This is a genomic window from Clostridium frigoris, from assembly GCF_018861865.1.
GTDB lineage: Bacteria > Bacillota > Clostridia > Clostridiales > Clostridiaceae > Clostridium_AD > Clostridium_AD frigoris.
In genome coordinates this window covers 108,896-127,448 of record NZ_JAHLDV010000002.1, presented here as the reverse complement: position 1 = coordinate 127,448, position 18,553 = coordinate 108,896, and the positions used below count along the sequence as shown (strand labels likewise).

The 18,553-nt window shown below is 32.0% G+C and carries 14 protein-coding genes; all 14 read right to left on the bottom strand.

What is annotated here, in order from left to right:
- Positions 1-47 precede the first annotated feature (47 nt).
- The 14 genes from KPL37_RS01545 to KPL37_RS01480 all read right to left on the bottom strand — a co-directional run bounded on the left by KPL37_RS01545 (position 48) and on the right by KPL37_RS01480 (position 18,459).
- Complete coding sequence (locus KPL37_RS01545; RefSeq protein WP_216145487.1) at positions 48-3,230, bottom strand: cellobiose phosphorylase; 3,183 nt, start codon at positions 3,228-3,230, stop codon at positions 48-50.
- Positions 3,231-3,299: 69 nt separating this feature from the next.
- Positions 3,300-4,118: a carbohydrate ABC transporter permease gene (locus tag KPL37_RS01540; RefSeq protein WP_216145486.1), complete on the bottom strand. Its 819-nt coding sequence runs from the start codon at positions 4,116-4,118 to the stop codon at positions 3,300-3,302.
- A complete protein-coding gene (locus KPL37_RS01535) occupies positions 4,115-5,026 on the bottom strand; it encodes a carbohydrate ABC transporter permease (protein WP_216145485.1) in 912 nt (303 codons plus the stop codon). The genes KPL37_RS01540 and KPL37_RS01535 overlap by 4 nt, the downstream gene beginning before the upstream one ends.
- A 100-nt stretch (positions 5,027-5,126) precedes the next feature.
- Complete coding sequence (locus tag KPL37_RS01530) at positions 5,127-6,467, bottom strand: ABC transporter substrate-binding protein (RefSeq protein ID WP_216145484.1); 1,341 nt, start codon at positions 6,465-6,467, stop codon at positions 5,127-5,129.
- A 212-nt stretch (positions 6,468-6,679) separates the two neighbouring features.
- Positions 6,680-8,095, bottom strand: coding sequence for an NADP-dependent phosphogluconate dehydrogenase (gene gndA, locus KPL37_RS01525; protein WP_216145483.1), 1,416 nt, complete (start codon positions 8,093-8,095; stop codon positions 6,680-6,682).
- A gap of 138 nt (positions 8,096-8,233) precedes the next feature.
- Positions 8,234-9,655 (bottom strand): NADP-dependent phosphogluconate dehydrogenase, encoded by a 1,422-nt coding sequence (gndA, locus tag KPL37_RS01520; protein WP_216145482.1) that lies wholly within the window; start codon positions 9,653-9,655, stop codon positions 8,234-8,236.
- A gap of 64 nt (positions 9,656-9,719) precedes the next feature.
- Complete coding sequence (gene gntT, locus KPL37_RS01515) at positions 9,720-11,039, bottom strand: gluconate transporter (RefSeq protein WP_216145480.1); 1,320 nt, start codon at positions 11,037-11,039, stop codon at positions 9,720-9,722.
- Between the two features lie 15 nt (positions 11,040-11,054).
- Positions 11,055-12,578, bottom strand: a complete 1,524-nt coding sequence (gene gntK / locus KPL37_RS01510; protein WP_216145478.1) for a gluconokinase — start codon at positions 12,576-12,578, stop codon at positions 11,055-11,057.
- A 184-nt stretch (positions 12,579-12,762) separates the two neighbouring features.
- Positions 12,763-13,611, bottom strand: coding sequence for a MurR/RpiR family transcriptional regulator (locus tag KPL37_RS01505; RefSeq protein WP_216145477.1), 849 nt, complete (start codon positions 13,609-13,611; stop codon positions 12,763-12,765).
- Between the two features lie 171 nt (positions 13,612-13,782).
- Entirely contained in the window at positions 13,783-14,610 is an 828-nt protein-coding gene (locus tag KPL37_RS01500) for a Cof-type HAD-IIB family hydrolase (protein ID WP_216145476.1), read from the bottom strand.
- 184 nt (positions 14,611-14,794) lie between these two features.
- On the bottom strand, positions 14,795-16,156 hold the full coding sequence (gene bioA, locus KPL37_RS01495; protein WP_216145475.1) for an adenosylmethionine--8-amino-7-oxononanoate transaminase: 1,362 nt from the start codon (positions 16,154-16,156) through the stop codon (positions 14,795-14,797).
- A 21-nt stretch (positions 16,157-16,177) separates the two neighbouring features.
- Entirely contained in the window at positions 16,178-16,903 is a 726-nt protein-coding gene (bioD, locus tag KPL37_RS01490) for a dethiobiotin synthase (RefSeq protein WP_216145474.1), read from the bottom strand.
- The gene (bioB, locus tag KPL37_RS01485) at positions 16,896-17,879 is read right to left on the bottom strand and encodes a biotin synthase BioB (protein ID WP_216145473.1); all 984 of its coding nucleotides are present in this window, start codon (positions 17,877-17,879) and stop codon (positions 16,896-16,898) included. Before bioB ends, bioD begins: the two co-directional genes overlap by 8 nt.
- A 25-nt stretch (positions 17,880-17,904) precedes the next feature.
- The gene (locus tag KPL37_RS01480) at positions 17,905-18,459 is read right to left on the bottom strand and encodes a biotin transporter BioY (protein ID WP_216145472.1); all 555 of its coding nucleotides are present in this window, start codon (positions 18,457-18,459) and stop codon (positions 17,905-17,907) included.
- Positions 18,460-18,553: the final 94 nt, after the last annotated feature.

The window sequence follows — 18,553 nt, the reverse complement described above, 5'->3', positions numbered from 1 at the left end:
CTTTAACTTATTTATATAATAAACTCGTAATTTTATATTTATCTTATCTACCTCATAAATAAATCTACTGATTTAACTTTTCCTTCTCTTACCGCTTTTGCATGTATCCCATCAATTATACATCCGTTTATTTCAATAACTTCTTCTTTTATAGTGGTAAGACTAATTTTATAAATTTTTGCGCCATTCTCTCCATAAGTATTTATTTTTTTAGGATTATGGTAGGTTACGTCTACTTTTGAAAGAAACCTAAATTGTACTACGCTTTCTTCATTGAAGAGCCACCCTGGCAATATTGGATTAAATGTAAGTTTTAATTCATTATTTTCATAAGTAAATACTTGTTTACCAGCCATCATGATAAACCACATACTTAACATTTCAGCTGTTGATCCGCTTAGTCTTGCAACATACCCACGACCATGAACTTCTTCATCTGGATTCACAGAGCTTGCTATAAAAGATGAATTTTCAAGAATATTTCTCCCGTACACCTCAGCGTTCATAAAGGGAGGAAATGCTGTTTGTATATCTTCATAGTACTCATCGTATAATCCTGACCTTAGAAGTGCCAAAAGATACTTGTATTCCATATGCATGAAAATCGATTCTCTTTCAAGCCACCCTGGAGTAAAGGCTCTTACTCTTCCTGTCTCATTTGTAATATCATTAAGTGGTACTGAAGTCTTATACATCTTAAGTTTATTGTCATATATTTCACTTTGCTTTATAGCATCATAAAGAGACTTTGCTTTATTAACATCCTTAATCACTTTTAAAGCACGAGCGGGCCCCTCTAAAAATAGGGGAAGTAGATTACATTTAAACTCAGTTACTCTTACATTCTCATAGCCATTTATAGGATTTTTCTTTCCTTCAATTACTTCATACTCTTTTGCCTCATAAGTAAAGTAGGTTGGATATATACCCTCTCCGTACTTTAAAGCTTTGTCTAAACCATTATCTAATTTCAAATTAAATTTTTTAAAAACCCCTAGAATTGCCTTTGTTGAATACTTTTCTTCTTTACCACTTATTCCGTAATGGATTTTATCACGGAATATTTCTCTTAGAGTGGAGGTCTTGTCCCAATACTTAAAATCAGTTAAATCTCCCATAATGTACTTATCAAGTACTTCTTCACTGCGTCTTAGAAGTTCAGTGATTTCCTCAGGAAGCATTATTTCTTTACTAAATTCTTTTGAAATTTTTATGATTAACTCAACAATTCTCTTAAGTTCTGATGTTTCACTAAGACCTGAGCCAAAAAGGCCAGGAAGTCCATTCATAGCATCATTCCAACCAGGCTTATTTGCCTCCATCTCGATCCCCATGCCGAGTGGGTCTAAAGATACAAACTTTATAAGAGCTAAAGCAACAAGTTTAACATACAGATTGGTTTCATATATCTTGCCTAACCCATTTTCTGTTTTTAACCAGTTAGTGTCCTTATCGTTTATATTCAACTTGTGACATTTTTCTTTATCCTCTATAACTGATCCATACTGACGAACTTTTCCATTATTAAGTACATATTTATCCATTCTTGCAAGAACTCTTACTGAACTATCAAAAAAGCGATAAGTATTATCTAAAAAAACAAAACTTTCAAGTTTATCTGGATATATCTGAAGGTAGCTCTCCACTAAATCAATATTATATGTAAAATGATCTACCCAGTAGCCCTCTGCCAGCTCTGCTTCATAATTTTGCTTTGAATTTCCAAGAACTTTTATGAGCAACTCTTCTTTATTAACCTTTAAAGAAACTTTATTATTAACAACATAGTTTATAAGCATTCCCGGAGTAAAATCACCTTCAAGTATTTTTGTAATTCCTTCTTTCTCAGTTTTAACTAAATCCATGACTTCATTAAGAGCTTCTTTACTCAAGGTGAAGGTGGATCCCTTTACTGAGAGTGGATTATACCCGTCCAGCTGGATAAGGCTCATAAACTGTTTTATATTAAAATCTCTTACTTCTGGGTTAAAAAGCACATCATTTCTACGATTTTGATTAACATCTCTGAAGTTTCCATTTCCCTGAGAATAGTATGCAGGTTCCAAGGAAAAGAAGTTGTATTCCCTTTCCATATCACCATGCTTTCTTGAAAAAACATGATAAACATGATTTTTATTCCCGGCTTTATATATTAGTGGGTATCCTCCTCTAAGAATATTATCAAGATAACATTGGTCAATATATTTATCGAACTTATGATTTGAGGTTTTTGTATTTGTATCAGATAGCAATTTATCTATAAGTTCTCTAGCTTCTTTTTCTTTATCTTCAATATATTCTAATGTAAAATCTTCTATTCTTGCATTTATTAGCTCAGGGCTTGATATGTGCCCAATTAATGTAACAATAGTAACTTTAGTTTCAAGCTTTGAACTTATAGCTGTAAAGCCTCCTGAAACCTTATTTTTAGCAACCTGCTTGCGTGAAATCATCTCTTTAGATGAACAATTCCATTCCTCTGGATAAGTAAACGCTGTATTACTTCCAAATATAGTGTCCATATCTATTATTGGAGAAATAAGACCATTACTTTCTGACGAAAAAGATAAGTAGAAATTACCCTTATTTACCTCTTCCACCTCATAAGAATCACTAGTTGAAGCTCTTACCTTATAATACGCAATATTATTTTCAAGGTTATATACATCAAACCATGCCCTAAACAGATTAGACATCTCCTGATAACTGCTATTACTAACTCCATAAGGAATAATTTGAGTTAATCCATCAAGTATTTCTATCTCCTTTAAATTACCATCAAGGCTTTCAATTTCAACTTTTCTTACAATAGCTGCAAAGCTTTCATTAGGCATTGTAAAGTAAGTAATAGTAATTTTTAGTTTTAGTGTTTCATTCACTTCCTCAATTCTTAATATGTTTTTCTCAATTATCATTCGCCTTATAACTTTATCTCTAGATATTGAAGAGAAGATCTCATGTACTTCTTCATTAATTTTTATGAAAGTTCTAAACCCTTGAAGTTCAATGTTCTTATACATCATGTTTGCAGGGAAAAATTCCATTATTGTATTGTTCTTATCTTTAACTCCAAAGCTTCCCATACACTGCCCACGGTTAGCATAATAAGACCACATTGGAATACCCCCAATTCCTGCAATACCTGGTAAAAAGCTTGCAAACGTCTTTGCTTTATCATATCCCTCAATTACAAACTCGTTTTTATCATTAAAGTTGTATTTAACTTTCATTAATTTCACCTGACTTTCTAATTAATAATATAGCAATTAAATAACTATTTGATTTTTATACTTTAATAACTAGCCTTTTACACCACCTGAAAGTGTTCCGTCAATAATGTATTTCTGTAGGAATATATATAATATTACAATTGGCGCTGCTACTATAATAAGCGCTGCCATTTGCAAAGTCCATGTATTATTAAATGATCCGGTAAATGTATATAGTCCTCTAGTCATTGGTAAGATAGTGTCATCTGAAAGATAGATTACAGCTCTGATTATATCATTCCAAACATTTAATGCTTGCAAAATAGCCATAGAGGATATGGCTGGTTTCATAAGTGGTATAAGGATTGTAAATATATATCTAAAATATCCACACCCATCAATTGCAGCAGCCTCATCTAACTCTTTGGGAATACCCTTTATATAAGATACAAACATAAATAAAGTTACTCCGCCGCCACCTATAAAGCCTAGCATATATCCTAACCGAGTATTATATAATCCAAGGGATAGTAGCATTCTAAATTGAGGAATTGTTCCATCAGGCAAAAACATACCTATTAGGAAAGCACCATATATTACGCCTCCATATTTTAAATAATTTCTAGCTATTGGAAAAGCAATGAAAATAGCTAAAAGAAGAGATAATAATGTACAAATAATCATATAAAATAAACTATTAAGGACATAGCCCCCAAAGTTAGCTTGGTTCCATGCATCCACATAATTTTTAAAATGTAGTGAATTAGCAACAGACATAGTGCTCTTAATGAATTCTGGTTCTGTTTTTAATGATGTATTAAAAACATAGAACAATGGAAATAAATATAAAACTACTAGGAATGCAATAATTACGTATATTCCAAATTTTACAGCAAAACTTTTTTTCATATTTCAATCTCCTTCTTCTTCAATAAATATTGGAAAATTAAAATAAATACTAATATTATAGCAAATAGTATCATACCCATTGCTGATGCATACCCTTGCCTTAGACCTACAATTGTAGCTTGTTTTCCTATTCCAAAGGCATTAGCATAAACATTCATTGCCAAAGTTGATGTATCGTTTATCCCACCAGTAGTAAGTAATATTATCTGGAAGGACGATAAAGCACCTATTATTGACATCAAAACATTAACCGTAACTGAAGGCCAAAGTAAAGGTAGTGTTATACTTTTAAATGCTTGCCATGATGACGTTCCATCAATTTCACCGGCTTCATATAAATCCGCAGGAATACTTTGTAGCCCAGCTAGGAAAATAACCATAGACCACCCCATAAACATCCATATTTGACAAAATATAACTAGAGGAAATGCGGATATACGATCTCCAAAGAAATTTGAACTTGTTCCCAAAAGAGCAAGAAATTTAGTAGCGGGACCATCTGTATTAAAGACCAATGTCCAGCTTAATGATGTAACCATAACTCCTAAAACTACAGGCATAAATATAATTGCTCTAAATAAACTTCTACCTTTAATAAATTTACTATTAAGTATTATAGCTACAAAAAGAGCTATTGCATTTTGGAGAATAGTTGTTACTCCTGCATAAACTAAAGTCCTTTTAATTACATCTATATAGTCACGATAATTTTGAATAAAGAAGTACTCCTTGTAATTTGCTAATCCCACAAATTTCCAAGGTGCACCAACAAGACCAGACATATTTGTAAAGGAAAAACCAAATGATGCTAGTGATGGGCCAACGTTCAAAATTAAATATATCAAAATCCCTGGCAATATACCGAGGTATATAGCACGCTTCTTAAATGTAGTATTTGTCGAATGCATATTCCACCATCCTTTTTAACTTTAATAGAGTATTGTAATGAGTAAATTTCTGTACCAAGTAATTCGGCACAGAAATAAACATTAATTTAAAATATACTAACTATTTTGCAACTTTTACAGCTGTATCCCAATCCTTTTGTGCTAAATCTGCAAGTGCCTTAGATGAACTAACAGTTCCACCTAAAGTCTTTAACTGTGTTGGTTGGAATCCACCAAATTTACCCATACCCTTTGGTGCTCTATAAACTAATTCGAAATCTAATTGAAAGTCCTTACTCATTGGTGCAAGTGATTTAAGGAATGCATCATTAGAAGTAACTCCTGTCATCGTAGGTTCCATTGCAATTGCATTTATAAATGTTGTATAATTTTCTTTCTCTGACATAAATGCTAACCATTTTAATTCAGCATCTTTATTTTTTGATTTTCCACTAGCCGCAAACAATGTGTCATACTTCCCTTTTAACTGTGCTACATCGCTACCCTTGCTAGTTGATGGCATTGGAAAATAACCAAATTTTAAGTTAGGATCAGCCTTAGCAATTTGAGGTGCCTGCCAAGCTCCGTCTGTAAGCATTGCAGCTTTCCCAGCAGCAAATCTTCCTGGAACTGAGGCATAATCAACACCCATAACACCTTTTTCATAATATGAAGAAAGTTGAGCTAATCTATCAAAAATAACTAGTGACTCAGCATCATTAAGTTTCTTATTTCCAGCCCAAAGTCCCTTCATATATGAAGTAGGGTCTGAAATAGCCGTACTTACTACAGCATTAGCTGCAATAGCACCTATTGGCCAGCCATCTTTTCCACCCGCTGTAAGTGGAGCAATGCCTTTATCCTGCAAAGTCTTACATATGCTCATAAATTCATCCCAAGTCTGAGGAACTTTAAGCTTGTTTTGTTCAAAAATAGTTTTATTGTAAAATACACCATTATATGAAACTTTCGATACAGGAATTGCATAAACCTTACCATTAAATGATGAAGAATCTTTAATTGCATTTTGATCGTAATTTTTAATAAATGCTTCATTACTTAAATCAAGAAAATCTCCATTTTCCACATATTGCTGGAAAGGAGGCTTATCTAATCCCTTTGTATAAACTGGATTAGCAACAAACTGTTGTTGCGCAATTATATCAGCATCACTTGCTGCAATTCTTGTTTGCACAAGATTTGGATAGGTTGCTGAGTCTACTGAATCTATCTTAACTTTAATGTTTGGATATTTTTTAGTGAAATTATCATTTAAAACCTTAATTGCATTAACCGTTGCAGGGTTTGTCCATGTAATAAGCTTTAAAGTCACAGGCTTAGTATTATCCGTTGTAGATGTTGTAGCTGTTGAAGCTTTTGATCCACAACCAGCTAATACAGAAGTTGCCAAAACTGTTGTTAAAGTTAACATACAAAGCATTTTCAAATTATTTTTTTTCATTTTTTTCCCCCTTGATATTTTTGATATTTTCTGTTAAATAAAGATTATTAAATATAATAATGTTTCCCCTTTATATTTTTATTTTATACCATTAAAACCGTTTTCATAAGATAGTAAAATTCAGATTAGGTGTGTTTTTTTCGGAAATCATAGACATTAAAAAACAAACCTGCAGTTTAAAATATAAACTACAGGTTTGTTATTTATTATATTTAATTTGTATCATTTACCCATTCGTGATGAAATATTCCTTCCTTATCTAATCTTTCAAATGTATGTGCCCCAAAATAATCTCTCTGCGCCTGAAGCAAGTTTGCTGGCAAATTTTCACTTCTATAACTGTCATAGTATGTTAGTGCACTTGAAAATGATGGTACTGGTACTCCCAAATTTACTGCTGTTGATATTACATAACGCAGGTCCTTTTGATAACTATTAATGATATTGTTAAAATATGAATCTAACATTAAATTCTTAAGGTTTTCATCATTTTCATATGCTTCATTTATCTTGTTAAGGAATTGTGCACGAATTATACAACCACCTCTAAATATTTTAGCTATTTTTCCGTATTTAAGATCCCAATCATACTCTTTTGATGCAGCCCTCATAAGTGCAAATCCTTGCGCATATGAACATATTTTACTTGTATAAAGGGCTCTCCTTATAGCTTCTATAAACTCTAATACATCTCCTTTAAATTTAACATCTGGTCCTTTTAAAACACTACTTGCATAGATTCTTTCATCTTTTAATGATGACATACATCGTGCAAAAACAGCTTCTGTTATTGTAGGTATAGGAACTGCAAGATCTAGAGCACTTTGACTGGTCCATTTTCCCGTTCCCTTTTGGCCTGCTTTATCTAAAATAATATCAACCATAAACTCCCCTGTATCATTATCTTTTTGGGCAAATATGTCACTAGTTATTTCTATTAGGTAACTATTAAGCTCCCCTTTATTCCACTGCTTAAAAACATCATGTATTTCAATGTTTGTTAACCCTGCAACCTCTTTTAAAAGTGCGTAAGCCTCACAAATAAGTTGCATATCCCCGTATTCTATTCCGTTATGAACCATTTTCACATAATGTCCTGCTCCATTGGTTCCAATATAAGTACAGCAAGGCTCGCCATCTACTTTTGCAGATATAGCCTCGAAGATAGGTTCTACTATTTTATAAGCATCAAGTTCTCCGCCAGGCATAATTGCTGGTCCTTTTAAAGCTCCCTCTTCTCCCCCTGAAACTCCAGTTCCAATAAATTTAAAACCTAACTCTTCTAATCTTTTGCTTCTACGTATTGTATCCATAAAAAAAGAATTACCACCATCAATTAATATATCACCCTTTGATATATATGGTATTAATTTATCTATAGTTTCATCAACAGGTAATCCTGCTTTAATCATAATTAATATTTTTCTTGGTGTTTCTAAAGAATTTACAAATTCCTCAATAGAATATGCACCCTTTATATTTTTACCTTTTGCCTCTACTAAAAATTCATCTATTGTATTTCTATTCCTTGAATATACGCAGACAGAAATTCCTCTGCTCTCAACATTTAATGCCAGGTTTTTGCCCATTACAGCTATACCTAAAACTCCAAATTGTTGTTTTTTCATTTAAAAATCCTCCTTATTAAAAAATTACTCTTCTCGAATCATATTATATATTATACTAATATATGTCATATGTTATTCAGTTGAATATATAAAATAAACCTGCAGCCATGAAATACGAACTACAGGTTTTAATATTTACTAATTTTCCTTAATTTCTTTTACCCATTCATGATGGAATGTTCCTTCCTTATCTACCCTCTCAAAAGTATGTGCACCAAAGTAATCTCTCTGAGCTTGAAGCAGATTAGCTGGTAAATTTTCACTTCTATAACTATCATAGTATGTTAATGCACTTGAAATTGATGGAAGCGGAATTCCTAAATTTACAGCCGTGGATATAATGAAGCGCATATCCATTTGATAACTGTGTATGATATCTTTAAAATACGAATCTAGCATTAAATTCTTAAGATCAACATTCTTTTCATAAGCATCATTTATTTTATTTAGAAATTGTGCGCGAATAATACATCCGCCTCTAAATATTTTAGCAATCTTTCCATATTGTAAATTCCAATTATACTGAACTGATGCAGCTCTCATAAGAGCAAATCCTTGTGCATATGAACATATTTTACTTGTATAAAGAGTACGTCTTACAGCTTCTATAAACTCATTTATATCTCCTTTAAACTCTGCCCTTGGTCCTTCAAGCACATTACTTGCAACGATTCGTTCATCTTTTATTGCAGACATGCATCGTGCAAAAACAGACTCCGTTATTGTAGGTATAGGCACCGCTAAATCAAGAGCACTTTGACTAGTCCATTTTCCCGTTCCTTTTTGCTTTGCTTTATCCAAAATAATATCAACCATATATTTTGAAGACTCATTATCCTTTTGTGCAAATATTTCACTAGTTATTTCTATTAGGTAGCTATTAAGCTCTCCTTTGTTCCATTTCATAAAAACATCATGAATCTGATCATTAGAAAGACCTGCAACTTGTTTTAGAAGTGCATAAGCTTCACAAATAAGCTGCATATCACCATATTCTATTCCATTATGCACCATTTTTACATAATGTCCTGCACCATTTGGTCCAATATAAGTGCAGCAAGGTTCACCATCCACTTTTGCTGATATAGCTGTTAGAATTGGCTGTACTAATTTATAAGCATTGATATCTCCTCCAGGCATAATTGCTGGACCTTTTAATGCACCTTCTTCTCCACCTGAAACTCCTATTCCTATAAAATTAAAGCCTAAATTTTGAAGTTCTTTATTTCTACGTATTGTGTCCTTAAAAAAAGAATTACCACCATCAATTATTATATCTCCTTTTGAAATATATGGTATTAATCTTTGTATAGTTTCATCAATAGGTTTTCCCGCTTTAATCATAATCAATATTTTTCTTGGAGTTTCTAATGAATTTACGAATTCCTCTATAGAATATGTTCCATAAATGTTTTTTCCTTTTACCTGTATTAATACCTCATCCGTAACTATTTTACTTAGGTCATATACAGAGACAGATAATCCTCTGCTTTCAACATTTATTGCAAGATTTTTACCCATTACGCCTATTCCTATAACTCCAAATTGCTGTTTATTCATTATGTAAATTCCTCCTTTTAAAAAGACTTATACAGAGGAATAAAGCCTCCCCCTGCATAAAATTTTAATGTACTATTGTGTTTAATAATAAAACCATGATTAAGCCAACCACAGAAATTATTGTTTCGAGAACTGACCAAGATTTTAACGTTTCTGGTATTGATAAATTGAAATATTCTTTAAACATCCAGAATCCTGGGTCATTAACATGTGAAAATATTAAACTTCCAGCTCCTGTTGCAAGTACCATAAGTTCTGGACTAGCACCTGTCGCTATTACTAATGGTCCAACTATACCTGCTGCTGTAAGTCCAGCTACCGTTGCAGAGCCTAATGCTATTCTAAGTATTGCTGCTATTGACCATGCGAGTACTAATGGTGAAATGGCTGATCCTTTCATAATTTGAGCAACATAATCTGCAACTCCACTATCCACTAAAACCTGTTTAAACGCTCCGCCACCACCGATTATTAATAATATCATTGCAATTGCGGCTATAGATTCAGTTACAGTTTTCATAACTTCAGGCATCTTTTTGCCCTGATTGAGTCCAAATGTAAATATGGCTAAGAGTACAGCTATAAGTAATGCTATTACTGGATCACCTAAAAAGTTAGTATAATTTAAAATAGGCGAAGTTTTTGGTAAATTAATAGTAGCAATGGCTCTTGCTGCCATAAGTATTACTGGTACTAAAGCCGTAAACACACTTATTCCAAAGCTAGGCATTTCTTTATCAGTAAATATTTTAGGATTGTATAAGCCCTTTGGTATATCATGCTCCATATGCTTTAAGAATTTTGTAAGTACAGGACCCGCAAAAATTACTGCTGGAATAGCACAAACAATACCATAAATTAAAGTTTTGCCTAAATCTGCTTTATAGATAGCAGCTATAGCTGTAGGACCTGGATGTGGTGGTAAAAATCCATGGGTTGCAGATAAAGCTGCTGCCATTGGAACACCTATATATAAAAGTGGAATATCAGCAGCTGCTGCAATAGAAAATACTAATGGAAGCAAAAGTACAAAACCTATTTCATAAAATAAAGCAATACCAACAATAAACCCAGTTATAATAACTGCTAATTGTATATGTTTTTTTCCAAACTTATTGATTAAAGTAAGAGCTATTCTTTGAGCTCCACCACTATCCGCCATAAGTTTACCAAGCATAGCACCAAAACCAAGAACTAATGCTAATGTCCCGAGTGTCCCACCAACACCTTTTGTAATAGAAGTTACAACACTTGGAAGTGGCATTCCTTCCAAAATACCTACTGCAAGTGCTACAAGAATTAATGACAAGAAACCATTTAATTTAAAAGCTATCATTAGAATTAATAATAACACAACTCCCAAAGCAACAATTAATAATGGCATAATAAAGTCCCCCTTTTATTTTTGTAATAAACCAATACTTACAAACTCATCTTTTAATTTCAAATATAATCTTTCGTATATTTCAAAAGTTTTCATGTAAACTTCATGATTTTTTATATTAGGTGTAAATGTTTGAGCAATAGGAACTAACTTTTCTACTTCTTCAATGTTATTTATAAGTCCAATCGCCTTCATACCAATAACTACAGCCCCTAAACAAGAGCTTTCATAACTTTCTGCAACTACAACCTTTTTATTAAATACATCTGATAACATTTGAACCCAAAGCTCAGATCTAACAAACCCTCCAGTTGCATAAATTGTATCGATATTACCAGTTGTCTCCTCTAAAGCTTTTCCAACACTATAAACTCCAAAAATCACTCCTTCCAAAAGTGCTCTTAGGAAGTGCTCTCTCTTATGTGTGATATTTATTCCAAAGAAAACACCTTTCGAATTTGCATCCCAGTGTGGTGCTCTTTCGCCAAGCAAGTAAGGCAAAAATATCAAGCCATTTGCTCCTGCTGGAACTTTCGACGCCTCCTTTGTTAAGAGTTCATAAGTGTCTATTCCTAAAGACTCAGCCGTAGCACGTTCTATTTGTGAAAAGTTATCCCTAAACCATCTAAAGATAATTCCTCCATTGTTAACTGGCCCTCCAAGAACAAAATGATCCTCAGTAAGAATATAACTAAAAATTCTTTCACTTTCATCGTTTTTAGGTTTTTCAGCTATTATTCTTATAGCGCCACTAGTTCCAATTGTAACTGCAGCATCCCCAGGTTTTATAGCATTTGCACCAAGGTTAGCAAGGCAACCATCACTTGCTCCAATTACAAAAGCAGTATCTACATCAATGCCCATTAACTCTGCATATTTTTTATTCATTCCTTTAAATATTTGCGTTGGAGGTACTGGCAATGATAACTTATCCTTATTTATACCTGCAACTTCTAGAGAATTTTTGTTCCACGCAAGGTCATAGATATCAAACAAACCGGTAGCAGATGCAATGGAATAATCCACAACATATTTTCCAAATAGCTTAAAGAAAACATATTCCTTTATTGAAATAAACTTACTTGTATTTTTAAATACTTCCTTCATGTTATCCCTCATCCAAGTAATTTTACATAATGGTGACATGGGATGTATCGGTGTACCTGTTCTCATATAAATCTCATGACCAATTTCACTGTTTTTTATAGACTCTGAAACCTGTGTGCTTCTAGTATCTGCCCAAATAATACAATCGGTTAATTTCTCACCTTTTTCATTTACAGCAATAATACCATGCATTGCAGCACTAAAACTCACACCAAGAAGTTCATTTCCCTTGTTATCGTTTTCATCTATTACAGTTCTAATTGAATTAATAACTGCCACTAGCATCTCATCGGGATTTTGTTCACTCCATGATGGTTTAGGATTTAAAATAGGATAACCTATATTACTTTTAGAAATTATATTTCCAAGCAAATCAAATGCAATAGCTTTTGTACTACTTGTTCCGATATCTAGTCCAATTAAGTATTTCATAATTTTCCCCTTTAATAAATTTATTTTCATTTATATATATATTGTTCATACAATCAATGTTTTATGAAACTTATTTCCTATTTATCATTATATTACTCTGTAAAGTTTTAAGCAAGCTTCTTTTGAAAATAATTTTCATGTAGCAATAAAAAAATACACTCTAATAGAGTGTATGAAAGTTTTTTCAATATCTTTTGATTGCTATTGCATCTCTTATTTCTCCCAAAACCTTATAATAATTATCTTTGTCTTTTAAACAAGTACCTACAAACATGCAATCTATAAGTGATAAAGCACTAATCCTCGACTCCATTGCCTCACTTCTTGATAGATTTTCCTTCCCATAAGATACTAAAACTACATCTGACACCTTAGATATAGGTGATTTATAATTAGAAGTTACAGATATAATTTTCACTCCTTTTTCCTTCCCTATTTTAAGATTCTCAACTAATTCCTTATTACTACCAGTATTGGAGATAGCTATTATGCAATCATTTTCATCATACATAGAGCTTACCATGGCTTGAAAATGTGAATCATCATGAAATATACAGTATTTACCGGTTCTCATGAATTTATGATATGCATCAAGAGCAATTGCTGCAGATCCACCCATTCCAAAGAAGGCTATTCTTTTTGAATTATGAATATACCCTATAGCTTTGTCAAGCTCCTTACTGTCATTTATTCTTAATGTTTCATTAAGAGAACTTATTGTGGAATTAAATATCTTTTGCATTAGGACCAAACTATCATCATTCTCTTTTATTTCTTCATGTATATTTACTATAGGTTTTACAATTTCACTAGCTATTCTTATTTTTAAATCTTGATATCCTTTAAACCCCAATTTCTTACTAAGTCTAGATACTGTGGCATCACCACATTTACAATTTTCAGCAAGTTCAGTTATAGATGAGTGGATAATATCCTCAGGATTTTTAAGTATGTACTCTCCAACTCTTTTTTCTGCTCCTTTAAGTTCTGAATATATATTTCTTAATCTTTCAATACCACCTGTATCATTCATTACATTACCACCTAACAAATTTTTACTTTATTTTATATAAGCTATAATTTCACAAAATACTTTTCACCTTCTATTATACTATAATATACCATATAATATTAAACTACAGAAACAAAAATACATTGTACTTAAAAAGTACAATGTATTTTTATTAATCATTATTATCTTGATTTATTCTTTTAATATGTAGTTGTTTATCGCATAAGCTATTCCAGATTCATTATTAGATTTCGTTATATATTTTGCCTGAAGTTTTACATCCTCCACAGCATTTTCCATAGCTATTGGCATCCCAGCACATTTAAACATTTCGATGTCATTATAATTATCTCCAAAAACTATAATTTCATTTAAATCTACATTTAGTTTTTTTGCCAATATTTCTAAAGCTTTACCTTTAGAAATATCTGATGCCATAATATCTAAAAGGCCTGCTGCAGAACTTACTACTGTAAGATTATCATATTTTGAAAAATGTTCTTGTAGTACTATAATGTCCTCATGTTTTTCACAAACTAACAAAACTTTAAAAGCATCTATATCATTAATATTCGCCATTACTTTATCATCTATATATTTTATAGGTATCTGTTCATCTTTCAATAAAAACTTATTACGGTCCGCATATCTTTTTCCTACCCGATTGTTTTTAGTAGAATACACTAAATCAGCAGTGTAGATAATAAACTCTATTTCATTATTATTACAGTAAGTTGTAACCTCTTTTACAGAGGTTTTATCCATTACCTTAGAATAGATAACTTCACCTGTTTGAATATTTCTAACGAGACCTCCATTACAAGATATAACAGGTCCTTTTAAATTTAGCTGCTTTATATAAGTCTTTACCATAAGATCCAGTCTTCCAGATGCAATAATTACTTCTACCCCCATTTTCTGAAGTTTTTTTAGAGCTACTTCATTATCCTTTGAAATAGCATTATCTGAATTTAATAATGTTCCATCCATATCACACACACACCACTTATGTTTAATCATATATTCTTTCTCCTTTAATAACTTGCTATTATTTAAATGATATAAAAAATCATATTATATCTAATTATCTACCATTATATCATTTATTTCAAGATTAAATTTTTGATGCTCCAACTTCTTCTTAACAAAATCTAAAAGAGACCTAAAATATGTGTAAATAAGTTTTAACTTTTGTAACTATCTCTTATACAATCTTCTCTTCTCTATGGAAATAATCTTCTATACTTTCAAAGCAAGTATTTACCATGAATTCTATCTCCTCTTCATTAATAATATATGGAGGAATAAAATAGAGTACATTTCCTATAGGTCTAAGCACTAAACCCTTCTTAAGAGCACCCTTGTAAATTTCATACCCTACTCTCATTTCAAATGGATAACTTTCCTTTGTCTCCTTATCTTTTACTATTTCTATAGCTGTAATCATACCTATACTTCTCACTTCACCTACATGCTTTAACCCTTTTGCCTTTTCTAATGTGAGTTTTCTTATAAGCTCACCTTTTTCTATATTATTTTTTATGATATTGTCTTCTTCAAATATTTTTAGGTTTTCTATTGCTATGGCGCACCCCATAGCATTCCCCGAATAAGTATGGCTATGTATAAATGCTCTTCTTTCTTTATAGTCCCCATAGAATTCATCATATATTTCATCAGTAGTCATAACTACCGACATAGTCATATAGCCAGCAGAGATTCCTTTGGAAAGGCACATAAAGTCTGGACTTATTTTAGCATGATTGCAAGCAAACATTTTTCCAGTTCTACCAAAGCCCATTGCAATCTCATCTGCAATAAGGTGCACTTCATATTTATCACAAAGTTCCCGAAGTTTCTTTAAATATATCGGTGAATAAATCTTCATACCTGCTGCCCCTTGTACCATTGGTTCAACTATTACTGCGCTTATATCCTCATGATTTTCGGTTAAACACTTTTTCATATCCTCAAAGCACTCTGCATTACAACTCTCTCTATTATAACCATGTTTACACCTATAACAATCAGGCCCTTCTACTCTGAAGGTATCTAAAAGGAGAGGTTTATATACTTCGTTAAATTCATCTATATCACAAACTGATAAAGCACCTAAAGTTTCTCCATGATAAGCATCACTTAAGGCTACGAACCTTTTCTTTTTAGTATTTCCCTTTTGCATGTTATAATGAAAACTCATCTTTAAAGCTATTTCTACAGCTGATGATCCATTATCTGAGAAAAACACTTTTGTAAGCTTTTCTGGTGTAATATTTACAAGCTTTTCCGCCAGTTCTATAGCAGGTTTATTCGAGAAATTAGCAAATATAACATGTTCAAGGCTGTCTATCTGTTTTTTTATAGCCTCATTAATCCTCTTATTACTATGTCCTAGAGTATTCGTCCACCAAGATGATATACAATCTAAATATCTATTTCCATCAATATCATAAAGCCAAACCCCTTCACCTTTTTCAATAACTATTGGGTTAAGCTCCTCATAATCTTTCATTTGTGAACAAGGATGCCATATATATTTCAAATCCTTTTCTACATAACTATTCATACGTTTACCTCACCCTTCTTTTTATAATTGATCCAAACATTCTTCTATAGTGTGAACACTTAAATCCTTTTCCACATATGACCTTATAGCTTGTACCATATTGTCCTTTAAATTTTCAATATGTTTAAACTTTCCTATAATAGGCACTTTAGTAAGCTTTTCTATCATTTGAATATTGTCATTGCATGCGAGATTTTCTATGTAATTATTAATTATAATACCTTTGATATTAATCCCTAGGGCTTCTATATATTTTACAGTAAGTACTGTATGGTTAATTGTTCCTACCCCAGCTCTTGCCACAATAATAACACTCATATTTAAATCTTTAATAAGATTCTCCAGGGTATATACTCCTCTTTCATCATCTATCAATGGACACACTATTCCTCCACTACCTTCGGCAATTATATAATCATATTTACCCTTTAAATATTCGTATTTTTCTTTTATTATGTCTATTTGAATAGGCTTATTCTCAAGTTTTGCTGCAAGATGAGGGGATACTGCATTCTTATAAACATAAGGCGTTATATTTTCATAAATTTCTTCCAAATTACTTACTTCAAAAGCAAGCTTAGTGTCACCAGGAATAAGTTCATTCCCTACTTCAATAGCCCCACTAAGTGCTGCCTTAAAATAGGTAGCATTATATCCATTACTTCGCAGAACATGTATAAGCCCTGCCGTTACAACAGATTTACCAACATCAGTATCTGTTCCAACTATAAATACTCCCTTAGCCATTTTTTCTAACCTCCAAATTTAAATCACTTACCATTTTCTTATCATCTTTTATTTTATTACCTGATGTTGTGAGGTAATTTCCTGTAATCGTAGCATTGGCACCTGCATTAAAACAATTTTTCCCAAATTCATCAATACGATTTCTTCCTCCAGCAAGTCTTATTAAAGCTTTTGGGTTTATAAATCTTATAATTGCAATAGTTTTTAGTATTTCCTCCTGGCTTAAACTTTCTGCATTTTCTAGTGGCGTTCCCTTAACTGGATTTAATACATTAACGGGAATAGATTTTACACCTAGATTTCTTAACTCGAAAGCTAAATTAATTCTGTCTTCCATGCTTTCCCCAAGACCAATAATTCCTCCTGAGCAAATAACCATTCCAGCCTTTTTTGCTGCATTTATAGTATTTATTCGCTCATCAAAGCTGTGAGTTGTACATATATTTTTGTAATACCCTCTACTTGTTTCTAAGTTATGATGATACATTGTTATCCCCTTTTCTCTTAACCTAAGTAACTGTTCATATCCAAGTATCCCAAGGGATGCACAGAGATCAACGTTCATTTCCTTATTTAAATCCTCATATATATTTAAAATATTTTCAAAATCACTTCCACTTACACCTCTTCCACTTGTCACTAAAGAAAATCTATTTACTCCCTCTTTTTCATTTTCTCTTGCAAGCTTTAAAGCAGACTCTTTTGAAACTAAACCATACTCTTCTACATTTGTTTTATAATGAGCAGATTGTGCACAGAATTTGCAATCCTCAGTGCATCTCCCAGATCTTGCATTCATAATGGTACAAAGATCTACTTCGACGCCACAATAAAACTGACGCACTTTATTAGCACACTTGCATAACTCTAATATATCCTCTTCACCTTTTATTTTACCTAATTTCATTGCCTCATCACAGGTTATAACTTTCCCTTCTAAAATCTTTTTCTCTATGCTCTTTATAAATTTTTTCATGTCTTACCCCTCTCTTCTTGCTTTTTTATTTAATGTATCCATTTTTTCTTAATACAGGTAATAGTTTTATTGAAATATATGCTGCAAATACTGTTAGTACCAAATCTCCAGTTATACAAACCACAAAGCCATAAAAAAATGCAAAATAGAAAGAAATATCTTTTCCAAGGTATAAATTATAACTAATATATAGATATACCACTCCAAATAAATATATAAAAAACAAACCAAAAATCAAAGTAAATATAGTTTTAATAAAAGTTAATTTTAATACATTCTCTCTTACTTTACCTATGACATAAGCAGCAACTATGAAACCAATAAGATATCCAAATGTAGGTTTAAAAATGTAGCTTATACCTCCTCCTTCAGTAAATACAGGTACACCAGAAAGTCCAATAGCCACATAAACTATTTGTGATAATGCGCCGAATTTAGAGCCTAAAATTAGGCCAGCCAAAGCACAAAACAGATATTGAAGAGTAAAAGGTACATATGGTATTGGCACCTTAATAAACGCTCCAATTGCTGTTAAAGCCGCAAACATAGCTACTAAAATTAAGTTTCTAGTGTTTTTCATGAATACTCCTCCTCAATACAATTGGTATATACTATATAATAAAGCAATAGCTTTTAATTGTAAACTATTTTAATAATTTAGTTTACAATTAAAA

Coding starts and splice junctions, on each gene's coding strand:
- KPL37_RS01545 (WP_216145487.1), bottom strand. CDS start 3,230: ATGAAAGTTAAATACAACTTTAATGATAAAAACGAGTTTGTAATTGAG.
- KPL37_RS01540 (WP_216145486.1), bottom strand. CDS start 4,118: ATGAAAAAAAGTTTTGCTGTAAAATTTGGAATATACGTAATTATTGCA.
- KPL37_RS01535 (WP_216145485.1), bottom strand. CDS start 5,026: ATGCATTCGACAAATACTACATTTAAGAAGCGTGCTATATACCTCGGT.
- KPL37_RS01530 (WP_216145484.1), bottom strand. CDS start 6,467: ATGAAAAAAAATAATTTGAAAATGCTTTGTATGTTAACTTTAACAACA.
- gndA (WP_216145483.1), bottom strand. CDS start 8,095: ATGAAAAAACAACAATTTGGAGTTTTAGGTATAGCTGTAATGGGCAAA.
- gndA (WP_216145482.1), bottom strand. CDS start 9,655: ATGAATAAACAGCAATTTGGAGTTATAGGAATAGGCGTAATGGGTAAA.
- gntT (WP_216145480.1), bottom strand. CDS start 11,039: ATGCCATTATTAATTGTTGCTTTGGGAGTTGTGTTATTATTAATTCTA.
- gntK (WP_216145478.1), bottom strand. CDS start 12,578: ATGAAATACTTAATTGGACTAGATATCGGAACAAGTAGTACAAAAGCT.
- KPL37_RS01505 (WP_216145477.1), bottom strand. CDS start 13,611: ATGAATGATACAGGTGGTATTGAAAGATTAAGAAATATATATTCAGAA.
- KPL37_RS01500 (WP_216145476.1), bottom strand. CDS start 14,610: ATGATTAAACATAAGTGGTGTGTGTGTGATATGGATGGAACATTATTA.
- bioA (WP_216145475.1), bottom strand. CDS start 16,156: ATGAATAGTTATGTAGAAAAGGATTTGAAATATATATGGCATCCTTGT.
- bioD (WP_216145474.1), bottom strand. CDS start 16,903: ATGGCTAAGGGAGTATTTATAGTTGGAACAGATACTGATGTTGGTAAA.
- bioB (WP_216145473.1), bottom strand. CDS start 17,879: ATGAAAAAATTTATAAAGAGCATAGAGAAAAAGATTTTAGAAGGGAAA.
- KPL37_RS01480 (WP_216145472.1), bottom strand. CDS start 18,459: ATGAAAAACACTAGAAACTTAATTTTAGTAGCTATGTTTGCGGCTTTA.